We start from the raw sequence: 17536 nt of genomic DNA on the forward strand, positions 1-17536 counted from the left end.
CGGCCTTTTCTGTGCCCGTGAGAAGTGGCCATCACTCAACTCGAACACGGCTCCCGAGGGCCTGCCCAAGATCTGCCAGCAGGTCGTCGACATCCTCCAGGCCCACCGACAACCGCACCAACCCCTCGGAAATCCCATGCTGCGCCCGTTCCTCGGGCGTATAGCTCGAATGGGTCATGCTCGCCGGGTGCTGCGCCAGCGACTCGGCATCCCCCAGGCTCACCGCCCGGCTGAACAACTGCAACGCGTTCATGAAACGTCGCCCCGCCTGGATGCCGCCCTTGAGCTCGAAGGCAATCATCCCGCCCGGCAAACGCATCTGCCGCTGCGCCAGGCCGAACTGTGCAAAGCTCGGCAGGCCTGGGTAGTGAATCAGCTCGACCTGCGGATGCCGCTCCAGAAACTGCGCCACGCGCAAGGCATTGCTGCAATGGCGCTCCATGCGCAGGGCCAGGGTTTTCATACCGCGCATCAGCAGCGATGCGTCGTGCGGCGACAGCACGGCGCCGGTCATGTCCTTCAAGCCTTCCAGGCGAATGCGGTCGATCAGCGCCTTGCGCCCCACCACCAATCCCGCGGTGATATCGCCATGGCCACTGAGGTACTTGGTCGCCGAATGCACCACCAGGTCCGCGCCCAGCTCCAGCGGGCGTTGCAGATAGGGGGTGCAGTAGGTGTTGTCGATCACCACCAGCAGCTCATGCTGGCGCGCCACGCCCACCACTGCGGCGATGTCCACCAGGTGCATGTTGGGGTTGGCCGGGGTTTCGAAATAGATCATCCGTGTATTGGAGGTGATCGCCGCCTCGAGCGCAGCGGGATCGTTCAGATCGACATGTTTCACCTTGACGCCGAATTCGCCGATGCCATGGTGCAGGAAAGCGAAGGTGCAGCCATACAGGGTATCGCCGACGATAAGCTCATCACCGGGACGCAGCAGCGTCCACAGCGTTGAAGTGATGGCGCCCATCCCCGAGGCCAGCGCCAGGCCCGCCTCGCCACCTTCAAGCGAAGCCATGCGCTGCTCGAGCAGGGCCAGGGTCGGGTTGGAGATACGGCTGTAGAAATGCCCGGCCTGCTCGCCGGCAAAACAGGCCGCACCATACTCGACACTTTCGAACGCGTAGGTCGCGGTCTGGTAGACCGGCGGCACCAGCGCACCACCGTGGGACTGCGGGTCGTAGCCATGGTGAATGGCCCGCGTGGAAAAACCGGTCTTGTCGACAGTGGCGCGCATGACAACAGCCTCCTTGTTGTTTGTTCTAAGCTTATGCCTTGGCACACCGGATTTTTTTCCAAATTGCCCCGTGAACATCGGCAGTTCTGGAACAAAAACAACAATCAGACCGAAAAAAGGGCACACCATGCCAGCCCCTCTCGACCGAACGGACCGCGCCCTGCTCGGCGCCCTGCAAGACAACGCCCGCCTCACCGTCGCCGACCTCGCCGACCAGGTCGCCCTGACCACCTCACCTTGCTGGCGTCGGGTAAAGCTGCTGGAGGAAGGCGGCTACATTACCGGCTACCAGGCCATCCTTTCGCCCAAGTCTCTGGGCTTTGGTGTCACTGCATTCGTCAGCATCATGATGGAATCGCACAACAAGGACGCTGCCCGCGCCTTCGAGAAGCGCCTGATGGAAATCCCGGAAATCGTCGCCTGCCATAACATCTCGGGGCGCTATGACTTCCTCCTGGAGGTCCTCGCGCGGGACCTGGAGTCTTTCGGCGAATTCGCCCGCGAAGTGCTGCAGACACTGCCCGGGGTGAAGGAAATCTATTCGAGCTTTTCGTACAAGGCGGTGAAGGAAAGGCGGGTGATTCCGGTGGGGGAGAAGCATATCTAGGCGTCTTGCACTGGGTGCCAGCCCTGGACGACACCAGTAGCGGAGTTTTCTGACTCGCCACACGAAAACAACCCGCGCAGAACTCGGCAATCGGAATCTATTCCCTGGCTGACCAAGCGTTGATCATGGGGCACCTCACCCTGTCATGCACAAGGAGCACTAACAGCATGGCCACACCCATCCCCACTCACATTGCCCAAAAACTCGCCGGACACCATTTCACAAGCTTCGACCAGTTCTCCAGCACCTTCTGGATGACCATCGCCGAAGACCCGGTACTCTCGAAGCAATTTGTCGAATCGCAATTGAACCGAATCAAGAAAGGCTGGGCGCCTCGCGCGCCGTTCGGTGAAACGGCCAGAGGCTTGCGCTCCTACCAGATCTGCCACCTCTTGCCACCGGAGCTCAGCGCAGTGGTGTACGACATGGACAACATGCGGATCATGAGCGCCCTGCAATATGCGCTGTCCTCGGAGGTCGAGGAATGATCACCTTCAGGCAACAGCTGAACGACTACGCACCTGACGAGTTCGAATCGCTGGTCGAAATGCTGATCGCCGCACAAGGTTCGTCCGAGTTCCAGGATGGGTTGCTGGAGCACTTCATCGACATCACCGCTCACCCGCAGGGGTCAGACCTCATCTATCACCCTGAATCAGGCACCAGCGAGTCGGCGAACAGCATTGTTCAAAAGGTGATGACGTGGCGGCAGGACAATGGGCTGGCCTGAATGGGTCTGGCCATCAACAGAAAACCCCGCCGAAGCGGGGTTTCTGGTGCAGCAGCGAACGTCAGATCGCGCCGCGCTGGCGCAGCACATCCAGCACTTGCTTCACGCCGTCCTCGACGCTGGTGCTCTGGGTGTCGATCACCAGGTCCGCATCCAGCGGCACATCGAACGGGAAGCTTTCACCCGGGATGTTGTCGCCACCGGCGGCATACAGGCCCTGTGGGTCGCGCTCGCGGCACGCCAGCGGCGAAGCCTGGACGTAGACGGTCACCAGGCGTTCCTTGCCGATCAGCGCCTTGGCCTGCTCGCGGCCTTCGGCATCCGGGGCGACGAAGGCGGCCAGGGTCAGCAGGCCCGCCTCGTTGAACTGGCGCGCCACGTGAGCGGCGCGACGCCAGTTCTCGGTGCGACCGGCGCGATCCTGCGGCAAGCCCTTGTTCAGGTCATGGCGCAGGTTCTGGCCGTCGAGCACGTAGACCGCACGGCCCATGTCGAACAGCTTGCGCTCCACGGCGTAGGCCAGGGTGCTCTTGCCGGCGCCCGACAGGCCACTGAACAGCACGGTGGCTGGCTGCTGGCCGAAGCGCAGGGCACGCTCCTCAGTGGAGACGTGGGCGAGCTTGCCGTGCTGACCGGTGCCGCCGTGCGGCAGCACCGGCGGCGCGATGATCATGCCGGCGCCGACGGTGCCGTTGGTCAGGCGATCGATGACGATGAACGCACCGGTGGTGCGGTTGCTGTCGTAACCGTCCAGCGCGATGGCGGCGTCCAGGGCGACCTTGACGCGACCGATCTCGTTCAATTGCAGCGCGCTGGCGGCACCCTGCTCCAGGGTGTTCACATCGACCTTGTGGGTGATGCTGGCAATCGAGCCCGGCACATAGCTGGTGGCGCGCTTGATGTCGTACTTCTTGCCCGGAAGCATTGGCTCCTCGGCCATCCACACCAGCATGGCCTCGAACTGGTCGGCCACCTGCGGGACGTTGTCGGCATGCACCAGCAGGTCGCCGCGGGAGATGTCGATCTCGTCTTCCATGGTCAGGGTCACGGCCTGACCTGGGCCTGCGTTCTCCAGCTCGCCTTCGTAGGTGACGATGGACTTGACGCGGCTGCTCTTGCCCGACGGCAGCACCACGATATCGTCGCCCTTGTGCACCACGCCACTGGCGATGGTGCCGGCAAAGCCGCGGAAGTTCAGGTTCGGGCGATTGACGTACTGCACCGGGAAACGCAGATCGGTGACGTTGCGGTCAGCCGAAACCTCGACGGTCTCGAGGATCTCCATCAGCGCCGGGCCCGTGTACCACGGCGAGCGCTCGCTGCGGTTGACCACGTTGTCGCCCTTGAGCGCCGACATCGGCACGAAGTGCAGGCTCGACGGCTTCAGGTCGATGGCGTCGGCGAACTTCAGGTAGTCGGCCTTGATCGACTCGAAGACCTGCTCGTCAAAGCCTTTGAGGTCCATCTTGTTGATCGCGACGACGATGTGCTTGATGCCCAGCAACGAGGCGATATAGCTGTGGCGGCGGGTCTGGGTCTGCACGCCGTAGCGGGCATCGACCAGGATGATCGCCAGGTCGCAGGTCGAGGCGCCGGTGGCCATGTTGCGGGTGTACTGCTCGTGGCCCGGGGTGTCGGCGATGATGAACTTGCGCTTGGCGGTAGAGAAGTAGCGGTAGGCGACATCGATGGTGATGCCCTGCTCGCGCTCGGCCTGCAGGCCATCGACCAGCAGCGCCAGGTCGACTTCCTCGCCCGTGGTACCGGACTTCTTCGAGTCACGGGTAATGGCCTCGAGGTGGTCCTCGTAGATCATCTTGGAGTCGTGCAGCAGGCGCCCGATCAGGGTGCTCTTGCCGTCATCCACGTTGCCACAGGTGAGGAAACGCAGCAGTTCTTTGCGCTCGTGCTGAGCCAGATAAGCGAGGATGTCTTCGCTGATCAAATCGGATTGGTGCGACATGGAGTAACCCTGAAGTTAGAAGTAGCCCTGACGTTTCTTGTCTTCCATGGAGCCGGCGCCATCGTGGTCGATGACTCGGCCCTGACGCTCGGAAGTACGCGTCAGAAGCATTTCCTGAATGATGTCGGTCAGCGTTTCGGCTTCGGACTCGACAGCGCCCGTCAACGGGTAGCAGCCCAGGGTACGGAAACGCACCTTCTTCTTGACGATGCGCGCCTTCTCCTCGTCGCTCAGGTGCTCGAGGATGCGATCGTCGTCGATCATGATCAGGGTGCCGTTCTTCTCGATGACTTCACGCTCGGCGGCGAAGTACAGCGGCACGATCGGGATGCCTTCGAGGTAGATGTACTGCCAGATGTCCAGCTCGGTCCAGTTCGACAGCGGGAAGACGCGGATCGACTCGCCCTTGTTGACCTTGCCGTTGTAGACGTTCCACAGCTCCGGACGCTGGTTCTTCGGGTCCCAGCGGTGCTTGCTGTCGCGGAACGAGTAGACGCGCTCCTTGGCCCGCGACTTCTCTTCATCGCGGCGCGCGCCACCGAAGGCGGCGTCGAAACCATGCTTGTCCAGGGCCTGCTTCAGGCCTTGGGTCTTCATGATGTCGGTGTGCTTGGAGCTGCCGTGGGTAAAGGGGTTGATCCCCTGCGCCACACCCTCGGGGTTGACGTGGGTGATCAGCTCCAGCCCCATTTCCTCGACCATCTTGTCGCGGAAGCGGTACATCTCCTGGAATTTCCACTGGGTGTCGACGTGCATCACCGGGAACGGCAGCTTGCCCGGGAAGAAAGCCTTGCGCGCCAGGTGCAGCATCACGGCGGAGTCCTTGCCGATCGAGTACAGCATCACCGGGTTGTCGAACTCGGCGGCCACCTCGCGGATGATGTGGATGCTCTCCGCCTCCAGCTGTTTCAAGTGCGTCAGTTTGTCGACCATGGCTACTCACGAAAAACGATCTTATGGACGGCCAGCGGGCCGTGTTCGAGCGAGCCACTTTATCACAGCGCCTGATTCTATTTAGGCGGGCTGCTAGATCGAAACGGTCTAATGATATGACTGGGGGTTTGAGGACCGCACCTGCCTAAATCGGATTCGGGCAATCGATGAACAGGTGCTCCAGGGCAAAGCGCTTGGCCAGGTAGTCGCCCAGCGCCTGCACCCCATAGCGTTCGGTGGCGTGGTGCCCTGCTGCAATGAAGCTGATGCCGTTCTCGCGCGCGCTGTGGTACGTCTGCTCGGAGGCCTCGCCGCTGATGAACAGGTCGACACCCGCGGCGATGGCGTTGTCGATATAGCCCTGGCCGCCACCGGTACACCAGCCGACCCGGCGGATCATCCCCTCCCCCTCGACCAACAGCGGCTCGCGGCCCATGACTTCGCGCACGCGGCGGGCGAAATCGCCGGCCGACATGGGCTCGGCGAGCGAGCCGATCAGGCCGACCACCCGCGGGTTTTCGGGGTCGAGAGGGCCTTCGACGGTGATGTCGAGCTGGCGCGCCAACTGCACGTTGTTGCCCACCTCAGGGTGCACGTCCAGCGGCAGGTGGAAGGCCAGCAGGCTGATGTCGTGCTTGAGCAGGGTCTTGATGCGTCGCTGCTTGATCCCGGTGATGCACGGGCTCTCGCCCTTCCAGAAGTAGCCATGGTGCACCAGCACCAGGTCGGCCTCGGCTTCGACTGCGGCATCGAGCAAGGCCTGGCTGGCCGTGACGCCCGTGACGATGCGGCTGACCTGCGGACGCCCCTCGACCTGCAGGCCGTTGGGGCAGTAATCCTGGATCTTGGCGCTGGACAGGTAGCGCTCGGCTTCCTCGACCAGGGTGCTAAGGGCGACGGCCATGGAAAATCTCCTCGTAATTCGCTGCTTCAACGGGCGCCAGGCCTCGTATACTGGGCGCCATTATGGGCCGTCGCCGGACTCGGGGAAACCGGCGTACATCAGCTTCGGCTGCTTCGCGATCCATACCCTCACCGATCACCGAGGTGTATGATCGCGCGCGTTCGCGCCCCGGCCCTCGTCCCATTTCCAGGATTCATTCGATGCTCAAGGCTTTGCGTTACTTTGGCTGGCCCCTGCTCACTGGCGTACTGATCGCCGCACTGATCATCCAGCGTTTCCCGGAATGGGTCGGCCTGCCCAGCCAGGACGTCAACCTGCAACAGGCACCGCAGACTTCCCGGATCATGCAGGGCCCGGTCAGCTATGCCGACGCCGTCACCCTGGCGGCGCCCGCGGTCGCCAACCTGTACACCACCAAAGTGGTGAACAAGAGCGCCCATCCGCTGTTCGAAGACCCGCAGTTCCGTCGTTTCTTCGGCGACAACCTGCCCAAGCAGCGGCGCTGGGAGTCGAGCCTGGGCTCGGCGGTGATCATGAGCCCTGAAGGCTACCTGCTGACCAACAACCACGTGACCAGCGGGGCCGACCAGATCGTGGTGGCGCTCAAGGATGGCCGCGAGACCCTGGCCCGGGTCATCGGCAGCGACCCGGAAACCGACCTGGCGGTGCTGAAGATCGACCTGAAGAACCTGCCAGCCATCACCATCGGCCGCTCCGACAACATCCACATCGGCGATGTCTGCCTGGCCATCGGCAACCCCTTCGGCGTCGGCCAGACCGTGACCATGGGCATCATCAGCGCCACCGGCCGCAACCAGCTGGGGCTGAACAACTACGAAGACTTCATCCAGACCGACGCGGCCATCAACCCGGGCAACTCCGGCGGTGCACTGGTCGACGCCAACGGCAATCTGATCGGCATCAACACCGCGATCTTCTCCAAATCCGGCGGTTCGCAGGGTATCGGTTTCGCCATCCCCGCCAAGCTTGCGCTGGAGGTGATGAAGTCGATCGTCGAGCATGGCCAGGTGATTCGCGGCTGGCTGGGCATCGAGGTGCAGCCATTGAGCGAAGAGTTGGCCGAGTCGTTCGGCATGCAGGGGCGTCCGGGCATCGTTGTCGCCGGTATTTTCCGCGACGGCCCGGCCCAGCGTGCGGGGCTGCAACTGGGTGACGTGATCATGAGCATCAATGGCGAGCCGGCCGGCGATGGTCGCAGGTCGATGAACCAGGTGGCACGAATCAAACCCAGCGAGAAGATCAGCATCGAGGTGATGCGCAATGGCAAGCAGTTGAAGCTGATTGCCGAGGTCGGGCTGCGTCCGCCACCGGCGCCGGTGGCGACCAAGGAAGAAAAGTAACAACAAGATGGGGCCGCTTTGCGGCCCCAGTCACATCAGTGCAGGATCTGGCTCAGGAACAACTTGGTCCGGTCACTGCGCGGCCGGTCGAAAAAGTCATCCGGCGAGGCCTGCTCGACAATCTCGCCCTTGTCCATGAAGATCACCCGGTTCGCCACGGTGCGGGCGAAGCCCATCTCGTGGGTGACGCAGAGCATGGTCATGCCGTCTTCGGCCAGGCCGACCATGGTGTCGAGCACCTCCTTGACCATTTCCGGATCGAGTGCCGAAGTCGGCTCGTCGAACAGCATGATCTTGGGCTTCATGCACAGCGCGCGGGCAATGGCCACACGTTGCTGCTGACCGCCCGACAACTGCCCCGGAAACTTGTGCGCCTGCTCTGGAATACGCACACGCTCCAGGTAATGCATGGCAATTTCCTCGGCCTTGCGCTTGGGCATCTTGCGAACCCACATCGGTGCCAGGGTGCAGTTCTCGAGGATGGTCAGGTGCGGGAACAGGTTGAAGTGCTGGAACACCATGCCGACTTCACGACGGATCGCCTCGATCTGCTTGAGGTCGTTGGTCAGCTCCACGCCATCGACGACGATGCGCCCCTGCTGGTGCTCTTCCAATCGGTTCAGGCAGCGGATGGTGGTGGACTTGCCCGAGCCGGACGGCCCGCACAGGACGATGCGCTCGCCCTGACGTACGTTCAGATTGATATCCTTGAGCACATGGAACTGGCCATACCACTTGTTCACACCCTGCATCTGGATGATGCCTTCGGGGCCGGCAGGCTGCTTGATCGCTTCACTCATTTCGAAACTCCTAACGCTTGTGGCCAGTGTCCAGCTTGCGCTCCAGGTGCATGGAGTAGCGGGACATACCGAAACAGAAAATCCAGTAGACCAGGGCCGCGAACACGTAGCCCTCGGTCGCCATGCCGAGCCAGGCAGGATCTGCCGTGGCTTGGCGGGTGCTGTTGAGCAGGTCGAACAGGCCGATGATGATCACCAGGCTGGTGTCCTTGAACAGCGCGATGAAGGTGTTGACGATGCCGGGGATCACCAGCTTCAGGGCCTGCGGCAAGATCACCAGGCCCATGGCACGCCAATAGCCCAGCCCCATCGCCGCGGCTGCCTCGTACTGCCCCTTGGGAATCGCCTGCAGGCCGCCGCGAACCACCTCGGCAATGTAGGCCGACTCGAACAGGATCACGAAAATCATCGCCCGCAGCAGCTTGTCGAAGCTCGTGCCCTCGGGCATGAACAGCGGCAGCATCACGGACGACATGAACAGCACGGTGATCAGCGGAATGCCACGCCAGAACTCGATGAAAGTCACCGACACGGCCTTGACCACCGGCATCTTCGAGCGCCGTCCCAGTGCGAGCAGGATGCCCAGCGGCAAGGCTGCGGCGATGCCTACGGTCGCAATGACCAAGGTCAGCATCAGGCCGCCCCATTGCGAGGTCGGCACCAGCGTCAGGCCGAAGCTGCCACCGTGCAGCAGCAGGTAGGCGAGGATCGGATACAGCACCAGATAACCAATACCGTAGGGCACCTTGCGCGGGAACCGGCGGATGAACAGCGGTGCGGCGGCGATCACGCCCAGCCACACGGTCAGGTCGACCCGCCAGCGCAACTGGCTCGGGTAATAGCCGTACATGAACTGGCCGATGCGTTGCTGGATGAACACCCAGCATGCGCCGTCCTTGGTGCAGTCCGCGCGGGTCGTGCCCGTCCAGTTGGCGTCCAGGAACGCCCACTGCAGCAGTGCCGGCACGATCAGCCAGATCAGGTAGATCGCGAACAGGGTCAACAGCGTGTTGATCCAGCTGGAGAACAGGTTGGCGCGCATCCACGCCAGCACGCCGACGGTCTTCACCGGTGGCGGCATATCGGGTTTGAAAACATGGGAAGTCATGCGCCTGTCCTCACCGCTCGATCAGCGCAATGCGCTTGTTGTACCAGTTCATCAGCAACGAGATGCTGATGCTGATCGTCAGATACACAGCCATGGTGATCGCCATGACCTCGACCGACTGGCCGGTCTGGTTCAGCACCGTGCCGGCAAACAGCGACACCAATTCCGGATAGCCGATGACCGCCGCGAGCGACGAGTTCTTCGTCAGGTTCAGGTATTGGCTGGTCAGCGGCGGAATGATCACCCGCATCGCCTGCGGAATGATGACCTTGCGCAAGGTCGGCCCTTCGCGCAGCCCCAGCGAACGGGCCGCTTCGGTCTGGCCATGGCTGACCGAGCGGATACCCGCGCGCACGATTTCGGCGATGAAGGCGGCGGTGTAGATCGACAGTGCCAGGGTCAGCGCGAGGAATTCGGGAATCAGCACCCAGCCGCCGACGAAGTTGAAACCTTTGAGCTGCGGCACTTCCCACTGCAATGGGTTGCCAAACAGCAGCGCGCTGATACCGGGAATGCCAACGAGCAGCGCCAGCCCTACCCAGAACTTGTGGAACGGCTGGCCGGTTTCATCGAAGCGTTTGTTGGCGTAGCGCACCATCAGGGCAGTGGCCACGACCGCCAGCAGCACCGCCACGACGAACGGCCAGAACCCTTCGCCGATGGAGGCTCCGGGCATGTTCACGCCACGGCTGCTGATGAAGAACAGGTCATCGATGTTGATGCTGCCGCGTGGCCCCGGCAGGGCGGTGAATACCGCGAAGTACCAGAACAGGATCTGCAGCAGCGGTGGAATGTTACGGAAGGTCTCGACGTAAACGGCCGCCAGCTTGCTGATCACCCAGTTCGAGGATAACCGGGCAACGCCGACGACGAAGCCAAGCACGGTGGCGATGATGATGCCGATGACGCTTGCCAGCAGGGTATTGAGCAGGCCAACCAGCAACACCCGTGCATAGGTGTCGGCTTCGGTGTAGTCGATCAGGTGCTGGGCGATGCCGAAACCGGCACTGCGCTCGAGAAAGTCGAAGCCCGAGGTGATCCCTCGGTGCTGCATGTTGGTCTGGGTGTTGTGGATGAGGTACCAGCCCAGGCCGATCACGGCCACGACCGTGAGGATCTGGAACAGCCACGCGCGCACACGTGGATCGCTCAGGGATAACCCTTTCCGTGCGCCGATATGATTTTGCATGAAATGCCCCGAAAAGAAGGGAGTCGAACGACCCGCGACGGCCGGATGCCGTCGCGGGGGGCAGCCATCAGCGCACAGGCGGTGCGTACTGGATGCCGCCGTTGTTCCACAGGGCATTCAAGCCGCGGTCGATTTCCAGCGGGGTGCTCTTGCCCAGGTTCTTCTCGAATACTTCACCGTAGTTGCCGACTTGCTTGACGATCTGCACTACCCAGTCCTTGGGCAGTTTCAGGTCCTTGCCGTACTCGCCGTCGGCACCCAGCAGGCGGGCGACGTCAGGGTTCTTGGTGGATTTGGCTTCGGCCTCGACGTTCTTCGAGGTCACGCCTGCTTCTTCGGCGTTGAGCATGGCGTAGAGTGTCCACTTGACGATGCTGAACCACTCCTCGTCGCCTTTACGCACGACCGGGCCCAGAGGCTCCTTGGAGATGGTTTCCGGCAGCACCACGTACTCGGTGGGAGCCGCCAGCTTGGAGCGCTGTGCGTAGAGCTGCGACTTGTCGGAGGTCAGCACGTCGCAACGACCGGACTCCAGCGACTTGGCGCTCTCGTCGGAGGTGTCGAAGGTGATCGGGGTGTATTTCAGGCCATTGGCGCGGAAGTAGTCGGAGACGTTCAGCTCGGTGGTGGTACCGGCCTGGATGCAGATGGTCGCGCCATCGAGCTCCTTGGCGCTGGAAACGCCCAGTTTCTTGTTCACCAGGAAGCCCACGCCGTCATAGTAGGTGACACCGGCGAACACCAGGCCCATGCCAGCGTCACGCGAGCTGGTCCAGGTGGTGTTGCGCGACAGTACGTCGACTTCGCCGGACTGCAGCGCGGTGAAGCGCTCCTTGGCGTTGAGCTGGCTGAACTTGACCTTGGTGGCGTCGCCGAACACGGCGGCAGCCACGGCGCGGCAGACGTCGGCGTCGATGCCGACGATCTTGCCTTGGGCGTCAGGAACGGAGAAGCCCGGGAGGCCGTCGCTCACGCCACACTGGACGAAGCCCTTCTTCTTTACCGCATCGAGCGTGGCGCCAGCCTGGGCGGCGCCCACGGTGCCCAGGGTGGCGGCAGCGGTCAGGACTGCCAGCGTGGTTTTCAACATCTTCATCAACAACCTCCAAATGCTCTTGTTGTACCGAGCCGGAATTGCACCGCACCCTTATGAGGCGCATCCGACCCTTGTTGGCTTGTTTTTGGGTCAATTGGCGCAATGGGCTGTTCTGTGACAGCCTTCCATCCACGTGGGCGGGTGTTACCGTTCAGGTCCCCGTCCATCGCATCGGTACGAACGTAGCAAAGCGCGTACCATAGTTGCCGCCTTAAGCGTTTAAGCATGCGTCAAGGGGGTAAAGTTGTAGAGTTGCGACATCTTTTTATGGCACTAACCACCAGCGCCTTCTTTTTACGCACTCAATAAGTTCTTACGCACTTTTTCGGAGCAGTCATGACCAACCCGCTGATTCTCGAACCCCAGAAGACCGCCGACGCCTGTGTGATCTGGTTGCACGGCCTGGGGGCCGACCGTTACGACTTCCTACCGGTGGCGGAATTCATGCAGGAACGTCTGCAAAGCACCCGTTTCATCATGCCCCAGGCGCCGACCCGCCCAGTCACCATCAACGGCGGCTATGCCATGCCGAGCTGGTACGACATCAAGGCCATGACCCCGGCCCGGGCCATCGACGAGGCGCAACTTGAAGAATCGGCCGACCAGGTCATCGAGCTGATCAAGGCCGAGCAGGCCAAGGGCATCAACCTGTCGAGGATCATCCTCGCCGGATTTTCCCAGGGCGGCGCCGTAGTGCTGCATACCGCCTATATAAAGTGGCAGGAAGCGCTCGGAGGGGTGATCGCCCTGTCCACCTACGCCCCGACCTTCAACGAAAGCCATCAGCTCAGCGCTTGCCAGCAACGTACCCCGGCCCTGTGCCTGCACGGTGTGCATGACCCGGTGGTGATCCCGTCGATGGGCCGCACGGCCTTCGAGTACCTGAACACCTGGGGCGTGGCCGCGCGCTGGCACGAATACCCCATGGAACACGAGGTGGTGGTCGAGGAACTGAGCGATATCCACGACTGGCTGGCCAAGCGCCTGCTGTAAATCGACGTGCGCCTGTAGCCGTCGGCGCATTGGACTACACCCGGTACTACGCCGAGCCTGGATCTTGCATTACACTGCCCGGCGTACATTCCTTAACCAGTTGACGAGACGACCGTGCTCAAGGCACTCAAGAAAATATTCGGCAAGGGAGACGCCGCCCCACAGGCCGTCGCGCCCGCTGCCCCCGTGATTGCACCCACGCCTCAGCCTGCACCGGCCCGGCCCCCGAAACCGCCAAGAGCGAAGTCTGCGCCGCGCAGCCAGCCCGAACCTGTGGCCAAGGCTGAAGCCGCGCCTGTCGAGCCGCCCCGGGAAAAACCCCGCCGTGAGCGCAAACCCAAGCCCCAGGCCAGCCTGTGGAAGCCCGAGGACTTCGTGGTCGAGCCTCAGGAAGGCAAGACCCGCTTCCACGACTTCAAGCTCTCCAACGAGCTGATGCATGCCATCCACGACCTGGGCTTCCCCTACTGCACGCCGATCCAGGCCCAGGTCCTGGGTTACACCCTGCGTGGCCAGGATGCCATCGGCCGGGCCCAGACCGGCACCGGCAAGACGGCCGCGTTCCTGATCTCGATCATCTCGCAGCTGCAGCAGACCCCGCCGCCCAAGGAACGCTACATGGGCGAGCCGCGTGCCCTGATCATCGCCCCGACCCGCGAACTGGTGGTGCAGATCGCCAAGGACGCCGAGGCCCTGACCAAGTACAGCGGGCTGAGCGTGATGAGCTTCGTCGGCGGCATGGAGTACGACAAGCAGCTCAAGGCCCTGGAAAAGCGCTACTGCGACATCCTGGTCGCCACCCCGGGCCGCCTGCTGGACTTCCAGCAACGCGGCGAAGTGCACCTGGACATGGTCGAGGTGATGGTGCTGGACGAAGCCGACCGCATGCTCGACATGGGTTTCATCCCGCAGGTACGCCAGATCATCCGCCAGACCCCGCCCAAGAGCGAACGCCAGACCCTGCTGTTCTCCGCCACCTTCACCGACGACGTCATGAACCTGGCCAAGCAGTGGACCACTGATCCAGCCATCGTCGAGATCGAGCCGGAGAACGTCGCCAGCGAGACGGTCGAGCAGCACGTCTATGCCGTGGCGGGCAGCGACAAGTACAAGCTGCTGTACAACCTGGTCACGCAGAACAAGTGGGAACGGGTGATGGTCTTCGCCAATCGCAAGGACGAGGTGCGGCGCATCGAGGAGAAGCTGGTGCGCGACGGCATCAATGCCGCCCAACTGTCGGGCGATGTGCCGCAGCACAAGCGCATCCGTACCCTGGAAAACTTCCGCGAAGGGCGCATCACCGTGCTGGTGGCCACCGACGTGGCCGGGCGCGGGATCCATATCGACGGTATCAGCCACGTGATCAACTTCACCCTGCCGGAAGACCCGGACGACTACGTGCACCGCATCGGCCGTACCGGCCGTGCAGGCACCAGTGGTGTGTCGATCAGTTTTGCCGGCGAGGATGACTCCTACCAGTTGCCGGCGATCGAGGAACTGCTGGGGCGCAAGATCAAGTGCGAGACGCCGCCGGATGAATTGCTCACGCCAGTGCCGCGCAAGCATCACTGATCGGTACTGGATTCTTCGCGGACAAGTCGGGTCGCCGCACCGCCGCTCCCACAGGTAATGTGCTGGACCTGAGGGCAGCGGGTACCTGTAGGCGCCGACTTGCCCGCGAACCGGGGCAACGCCCCGGCCATCAGGCAGAGGTTCTACCAGCGCCCGGCAGCATCCTGGTCACTCTGCCTGCCTTCGACCCACCTCGGCCCTTCCTGAGTGTTCTCCTTCTTCCAGAACGGCGCCCGGGTCTTTAGATAGTCCATGATGAAGTTGCAGGCATCGAACGCGGCCTGCCGATGGGCACTGGCGACACCCACGAACACGATCGGCTCGCCCGGCTCCAGCGCACCGATGCGGTGCAGCACCTCGACCTTGAGCAACGGCCAGCGCTGCTCGGCCTCGACCACGATCTTGGCCAGGGCCTTCTCGGTCATGCCTGGGTAGTGCTCGAGAAACATCCCCGCCACCTCGCGACCGTCGTTGAAGTCGCGCACATAACCGACGAACCCGACCACCGCGCCCACGCCAACATTGGCAGCGTGCATGGCATTGACCTCGGCACCGGGGTCGAACGCCGCCTGCTGTACCCGTACGCCCATGCTCAACCTCCGGTCACCGGCGGGAAGAAGGCAAGCTCATCGCCGTCCTCGACCGGCTCATCGAGCCTGCACAGCTCCTCGTTACGCGCGCACATCAGGTTCTGCTCGGCCAGCACGGCGTAAACGCCGCCTCTGGCAACCAGCGCCTGGCGCACGTCGTCGAGCACCTTGAAATCCCCTTCCAGACGCTCGGCATCAACGCCAAGCAGCTCACGGTAACGAGCGAAATAGAGGGCCTTGATCTTCATCACCCCTCCACCTTGTAGTGGCCGCTCTTGCCGCCGAGCTTCTCCAGCAGCCGCACCTGCTCGATGACCATGCCCTTGTCCACGGCCTTGCACATGTCGTAGATCGTCAGCGCCGCGACGCTGGCGGCGGTCAGCGCTTCCATCTCGACACCGGTCTGCCCGGCCAGCTTGCAACGGGCAACGATATGCACCACATCTTCGCCTTCGGCAGCCAGCTCGACCTTGACGCTGGTGAGCATCAGCGGATGGCACAGCGGGACCAGGTCGCTGGTCTTCTTCGCCGCCTGGATACCTGCGATGCGCGCCACGGCGAACACATCGCCCTTGGGATGCTCGCCGTCGACGATCATCCGCAAGGTCTGCGGCAACATGCGCACCCGTGCCTCGGCGATCGCCTCGCGCGCAGTCACGGCTTTTTCAGTGACGTCGACCATGTTGGCACGCCCCTGGGAATCGAGATGAGTCAGCACTGCTCTGCTCCTGTGAAGGGAAAGCAGAGTGTAAACCTGTGGGTCAGCTTTGCGCAGGGGAATGTGTCGGCAGGCTCGGCCTCATCACAGGGCTCGCCCGCCCCCACAACCGTGTGGGAGCGGGCGAGCCTGCGTAATGAGCGATCCGGGTCTACAGATGCGACTCGGCGTACTCGGCCAGTACCGAACGCGGCACACCCTGCAGGGTGATGTGCACGCCATGGGGGAAGTCCTTGAAGCGCTCGGTCAGGTAGGTCAGGCCCGAGCTGGTCGCGGACAGGTAGGGGGTGTCGATCTGCGCCAGGTTGCCCAGGCAGACCACCTTGGAGCCAGAGCCTGCACGGGTGATGATGGTCTTCATCTGGTGCGGGGTGAGGTTCTGGCATTCGTCGATCAGGATCAGGCTCTGCTGGAAGCTGCGGCCACGGATGTAGTTCAGCGACTTGAACTGCAGCGGGACCCGTTCGAGGATGTATTCGACACTGCCATGGGTGCTTTCGTCATCCATGTGCAACGCCTCGAGGTTGTCGGTGATGGCGCCCAGCCAGGGCTCCATTTTTTCCGCCTCGGTGCCCGGCAGGAAGCCGATCTCCTGGTCCAGCCCCTGCACGCTGCGGGTGGCGATGATACGCCGGTAGCGCTTGCTGACCATGGTCTGCTCGATGGCTGCAGCCAGTGCCAGGATGGTTTTGCCCGAGCCGGCCGCGCCGGTGAGATTGACCAGGTGGATGTCCGGGTCGAGCAGGGCGAACAGCGCCAGGCTCTGGTGGATGTCGCGGGGCTTGAGGCCCCAGGCTTCCTGATGCAGCAGCGGCTCCTGGTGCAGGTCGAGCAATAGCAGCTCGTTCTCGCGAATGCCCTTGATCCAGCCGACGAAGCCTTGCTCGTCGATGATGAACTCATTGACGTGCACAGCCGGCAAGTTGTCGATCAGTTGTACGCGATGCCAGGTGCGGCCCCGTTCCTGGCGGGTGTCGACCTTGCTGACCCGGTCCCAGAAGGAGCCGGTGACCGAGTGGTAGCCCTTCGAGAGCAGGGACACATCGTCGACCAATTGGTCGGTGCTGTAGTCCTCGGCGGCGATGCCACAGGCGCGCGCCTTCAGGCGCATGTTGATGTCTTTGGTGACCAGCACCACGTCCAGGTCAGCCCGCCTGGCACGCAGCTCCAGCAGCTGGTTGATGATGATGTTGTCGTTGAGGTTTTCCGGCAGCAGCCGGTTCGGTTCGTTGCGCGGGCTCATCAGGATCGACAGGAAGCCCTTCGGCCCGCCCTTGCCACGCTGGATCGGCACCCCTTGTTCGACATCGTTGGGTGATGCATCACCGAGGGTCTGGTCGATCAGGCGAATGGCCTGGCGACATTCGGCGGCGATGGTCTGTTTACCGGTCTTGAGCTTGTCGAGTTCCTCCAGCACCGTCATCGGTATGGCGACGTGGTGCTCCTCGAAGTTGAGCAAAGCGTTGGGATCGTGAATCAGGACGTTGGTATCGAGCACATACAGGATTGGCTGGTTGGAGGAAGGGTTGCGTCCTTGGTCATCCATACTCGGTCACCTTATGTGAAAGCAGGACGGCACAGCTTCGCTGCACCGCAGAGTGACCGCCGTTCTCCCCGTATCCGCGTCGTTACGGGCGGGGAGCGCACCTGGCAAAGGAGGGCCTGGATGACGCCACCTGTGCTGCAGGAATCGGCTGTCTGATTCCTTCATACCGCAAAAGGCGTGACGGAAAAA

Annotated in this window: 18 protein-coding genes; 6 read left to right on the plus strand and 12 right to left on the minus strand. The window is 62.6% G+C overall.

The features are described 5' to 3' along the window. Nucleotides 1-31: 31 nt before the first annotated feature. Nucleotides 32-1237 carry a methionine gamma-lyase gene (locus ACNFHO_RS24965; RefSeq protein WP_416767698.1) on the minus strand — a complete coding sequence of 402 codons (1206 nt, stop codon included), beginning with the start codon at nucleotides 1235-1237 and terminating at the stop codon, nucleotides 32-34. Between the two features lie 127 nt (nucleotides 1238-1364). On the opposite strand from ACNFHO_RS24965, the gene ACNFHO_RS24970 reads away from it, so the two are divergent. The 3 genes from ACNFHO_RS24970 to ACNFHO_RS24980 all read left to right on the plus strand — a co-directional run bounded on the left by ACNFHO_RS24970 (nucleotide 1365) and on the right by ACNFHO_RS24980 (nucleotide 2574). Further along, nucleotides 1365-1844: an Lrp/AsnC family transcriptional regulator gene (locus tag ACNFHO_RS24970; protein WP_054893981.1), complete on the plus strand. Its 480-nt coding sequence runs from the start codon at nucleotides 1365-1367 to the stop codon at nucleotides 1842-1844. 167 nt (nucleotides 1845-2011) lie between these two features. Further along, complete coding sequence (locus tag ACNFHO_RS24975) at nucleotides 2012-2332, plus strand: S-type Pyocin (RefSeq protein ID WP_054893980.1); 321 nt, start codon at nucleotides 2012-2014, stop codon at nucleotides 2330-2332. After that, nucleotides 2329-2574 (plus strand): bacteriocin immunity protein, encoded by a 246-nt coding sequence (locus ACNFHO_RS24980; protein ID WP_416767699.1) that lies wholly within the window; start codon nucleotides 2329-2331, stop codon nucleotides 2572-2574. The genes ACNFHO_RS24975 and ACNFHO_RS24980 overlap by 4 nt, the downstream gene beginning before the upstream one ends. A gap of 61 nt (nucleotides 2575-2635) precedes the next feature. Here ACNFHO_RS24980 and cysN read toward each other — a convergent pair whose 3' ends face one another. The 3 genes from cysN to ACNFHO_RS24995 all read right to left on the minus strand — a co-directional run bounded on the left by cysN (nucleotide 2636) and on the right by ACNFHO_RS24995 (nucleotide 6374). Continuing rightward, on the minus strand, nucleotides 2636-4537 hold the full coding sequence (gene cysN, locus ACNFHO_RS24985) for a sulfate adenylyltransferase subunit CysN (RefSeq protein WP_054893978.1): 1902 nt from the start codon (nucleotides 4535-4537) through the stop codon (nucleotides 2636-2638). 15 nt (nucleotides 4538-4552) lie between these two features. Then, complete coding sequence (gene cysD, locus ACNFHO_RS24990; RefSeq protein ID WP_009408193.1) at nucleotides 4553-5470, minus strand: sulfate adenylyltransferase subunit CysD; 918 nt, start codon at nucleotides 5468-5470, stop codon at nucleotides 4553-4555. 145 nt (nucleotides 5471-5615) lie between these two features. Continuing rightward, nucleotides 5616-6374: a Nif3-like dinuclear metal center hexameric protein gene (locus ACNFHO_RS24995; RefSeq protein ID WP_063546024.1), complete on the minus strand. Its 759-nt coding sequence runs from the start codon at nucleotides 6372-6374 to the stop codon at nucleotides 5616-5618. Between the two features lie 200 nt (nucleotides 6375-6574). On the opposite strand from ACNFHO_RS24995, the gene algW reads away from it, so the two are divergent. After that, on the plus strand, nucleotides 6575-7735 hold the full coding sequence (algW, locus tag ACNFHO_RS25000; RefSeq protein ID WP_063546025.1) for a Do family serine endopeptidase AlgW: 1161 nt from the start codon (nucleotides 6575-6577) through the stop codon (nucleotides 7733-7735). Between the two features lie 35 nt (nucleotides 7736-7770). Here algW and ACNFHO_RS25005 read toward each other — a convergent pair whose 3' ends face one another. The 4 genes from ACNFHO_RS25005 to ACNFHO_RS25020 form a co-directional block, all read right to left on the minus strand. Next, on the minus strand, nucleotides 7771-8535 hold the full coding sequence (locus ACNFHO_RS25005) for an amino acid ABC transporter ATP-binding protein (RefSeq protein WP_054893975.1): 765 nt from the start codon (nucleotides 8533-8535) through the stop codon (nucleotides 7771-7773). Nucleotides 8536-8545: 10 nt separating this feature from the next. Next, nucleotides 8546-9643 carry an amino acid ABC transporter permease gene (locus tag ACNFHO_RS25010; protein WP_063546026.1) on the minus strand — a complete coding sequence of 366 codons (1098 nt, stop codon included), beginning with the start codon at nucleotides 9641-9643 and terminating at the stop codon, nucleotides 8546-8548. Nucleotides 9644-9653: 10 nt separating this feature from the next. After that, on the minus strand, nucleotides 9654-10832 hold the full coding sequence (locus tag ACNFHO_RS25015) for an amino acid ABC transporter permease (protein WP_063546027.1): 1179 nt from the start codon (nucleotides 10830-10832) through the stop codon (nucleotides 9654-9656). A gap of 67 nt (nucleotides 10833-10899) precedes the next feature. Beyond that, on the minus strand, nucleotides 10900-11928 hold the full coding sequence (locus ACNFHO_RS25020; RefSeq protein ID WP_054893972.1) for an amino acid ABC transporter substrate-binding protein: 1029 nt from the start codon (nucleotides 11926-11928) through the stop codon (nucleotides 10900-10902). Between the two features lie 336 nt (nucleotides 11929-12264). Here ACNFHO_RS25020 and ACNFHO_RS25025 point away from each other — a divergent pair, with 336 nt between their 5' ends. Next, nucleotides 12265-12921: an alpha/beta hydrolase gene (locus ACNFHO_RS25025; RefSeq protein WP_063546028.1), complete on the plus strand. Its 657-nt coding sequence runs from the start codon at nucleotides 12265-12267 to the stop codon at nucleotides 12919-12921. Nucleotides 12922-13035: 114 nt separating this feature from the next. Further along, nucleotides 13036-14493: an ATP-dependent RNA helicase RhlB gene (rhlB, locus tag ACNFHO_RS25030; RefSeq protein WP_416767702.1), complete on the plus strand. Its 1458-nt coding sequence runs from the start codon at nucleotides 13036-13038 to the stop codon at nucleotides 14491-14493. Nucleotides 14494-14636: 143 nt separating this feature from the next. Here the strand turns inward: rhlB and moaE are convergent, their stop codons facing one another. The 4 genes from moaE to ACNFHO_RS25050 form a co-directional block, all read right to left on the minus strand. After that, entirely contained in the window at nucleotides 14637-15083 is a 447-nt protein-coding gene (gene moaE / locus ACNFHO_RS25035; protein ID WP_065864156.1) for a molybdopterin synthase catalytic subunit MoaE, read from the minus strand. A 2-nt stretch (nucleotides 15084-15085) separates the two neighbouring features. Continuing rightward, nucleotides 15086-15331 (minus strand): MoaD/ThiS family protein, encoded by a 246-nt coding sequence (locus ACNFHO_RS25040; protein WP_063546029.1) that lies wholly within the window; start codon nucleotides 15329-15331, stop codon nucleotides 15086-15088. Further along, nucleotides 15331-15801 carry a cyclic pyranopterin monophosphate synthase MoaC gene (gene moaC, locus ACNFHO_RS25045; protein ID WP_416767704.1) on the minus strand — a complete coding sequence of 157 codons (471 nt, stop codon included), beginning with the start codon at nucleotides 15799-15801 and terminating at the stop codon, nucleotides 15331-15333. The genes ACNFHO_RS25040 and moaC overlap by 1 nt, the downstream gene beginning before the upstream one ends. Before the next feature lie 151 nt (nucleotides 15802-15952). Next, nucleotides 15953-17347 carry a PhoH family protein gene (locus tag ACNFHO_RS25050; RefSeq protein ID WP_054894922.1) on the minus strand — a complete coding sequence of 465 codons (1395 nt, stop codon included), beginning with the start codon at nucleotides 17345-17347 and terminating at the stop codon, nucleotides 15953-15955. Nucleotides 17348-17536 lie beyond the last annotated feature (189 nt).

Origin of the sequence: Pseudomonas sp. NY15374 (assembly GCF_048068255.1) — a bacterium.
GTDB lineage: Bacteria > Pseudomonadota > Gammaproteobacteria > Pseudomonadales > Pseudomonadaceae > Aquipseudomonas > Aquipseudomonas machongensis.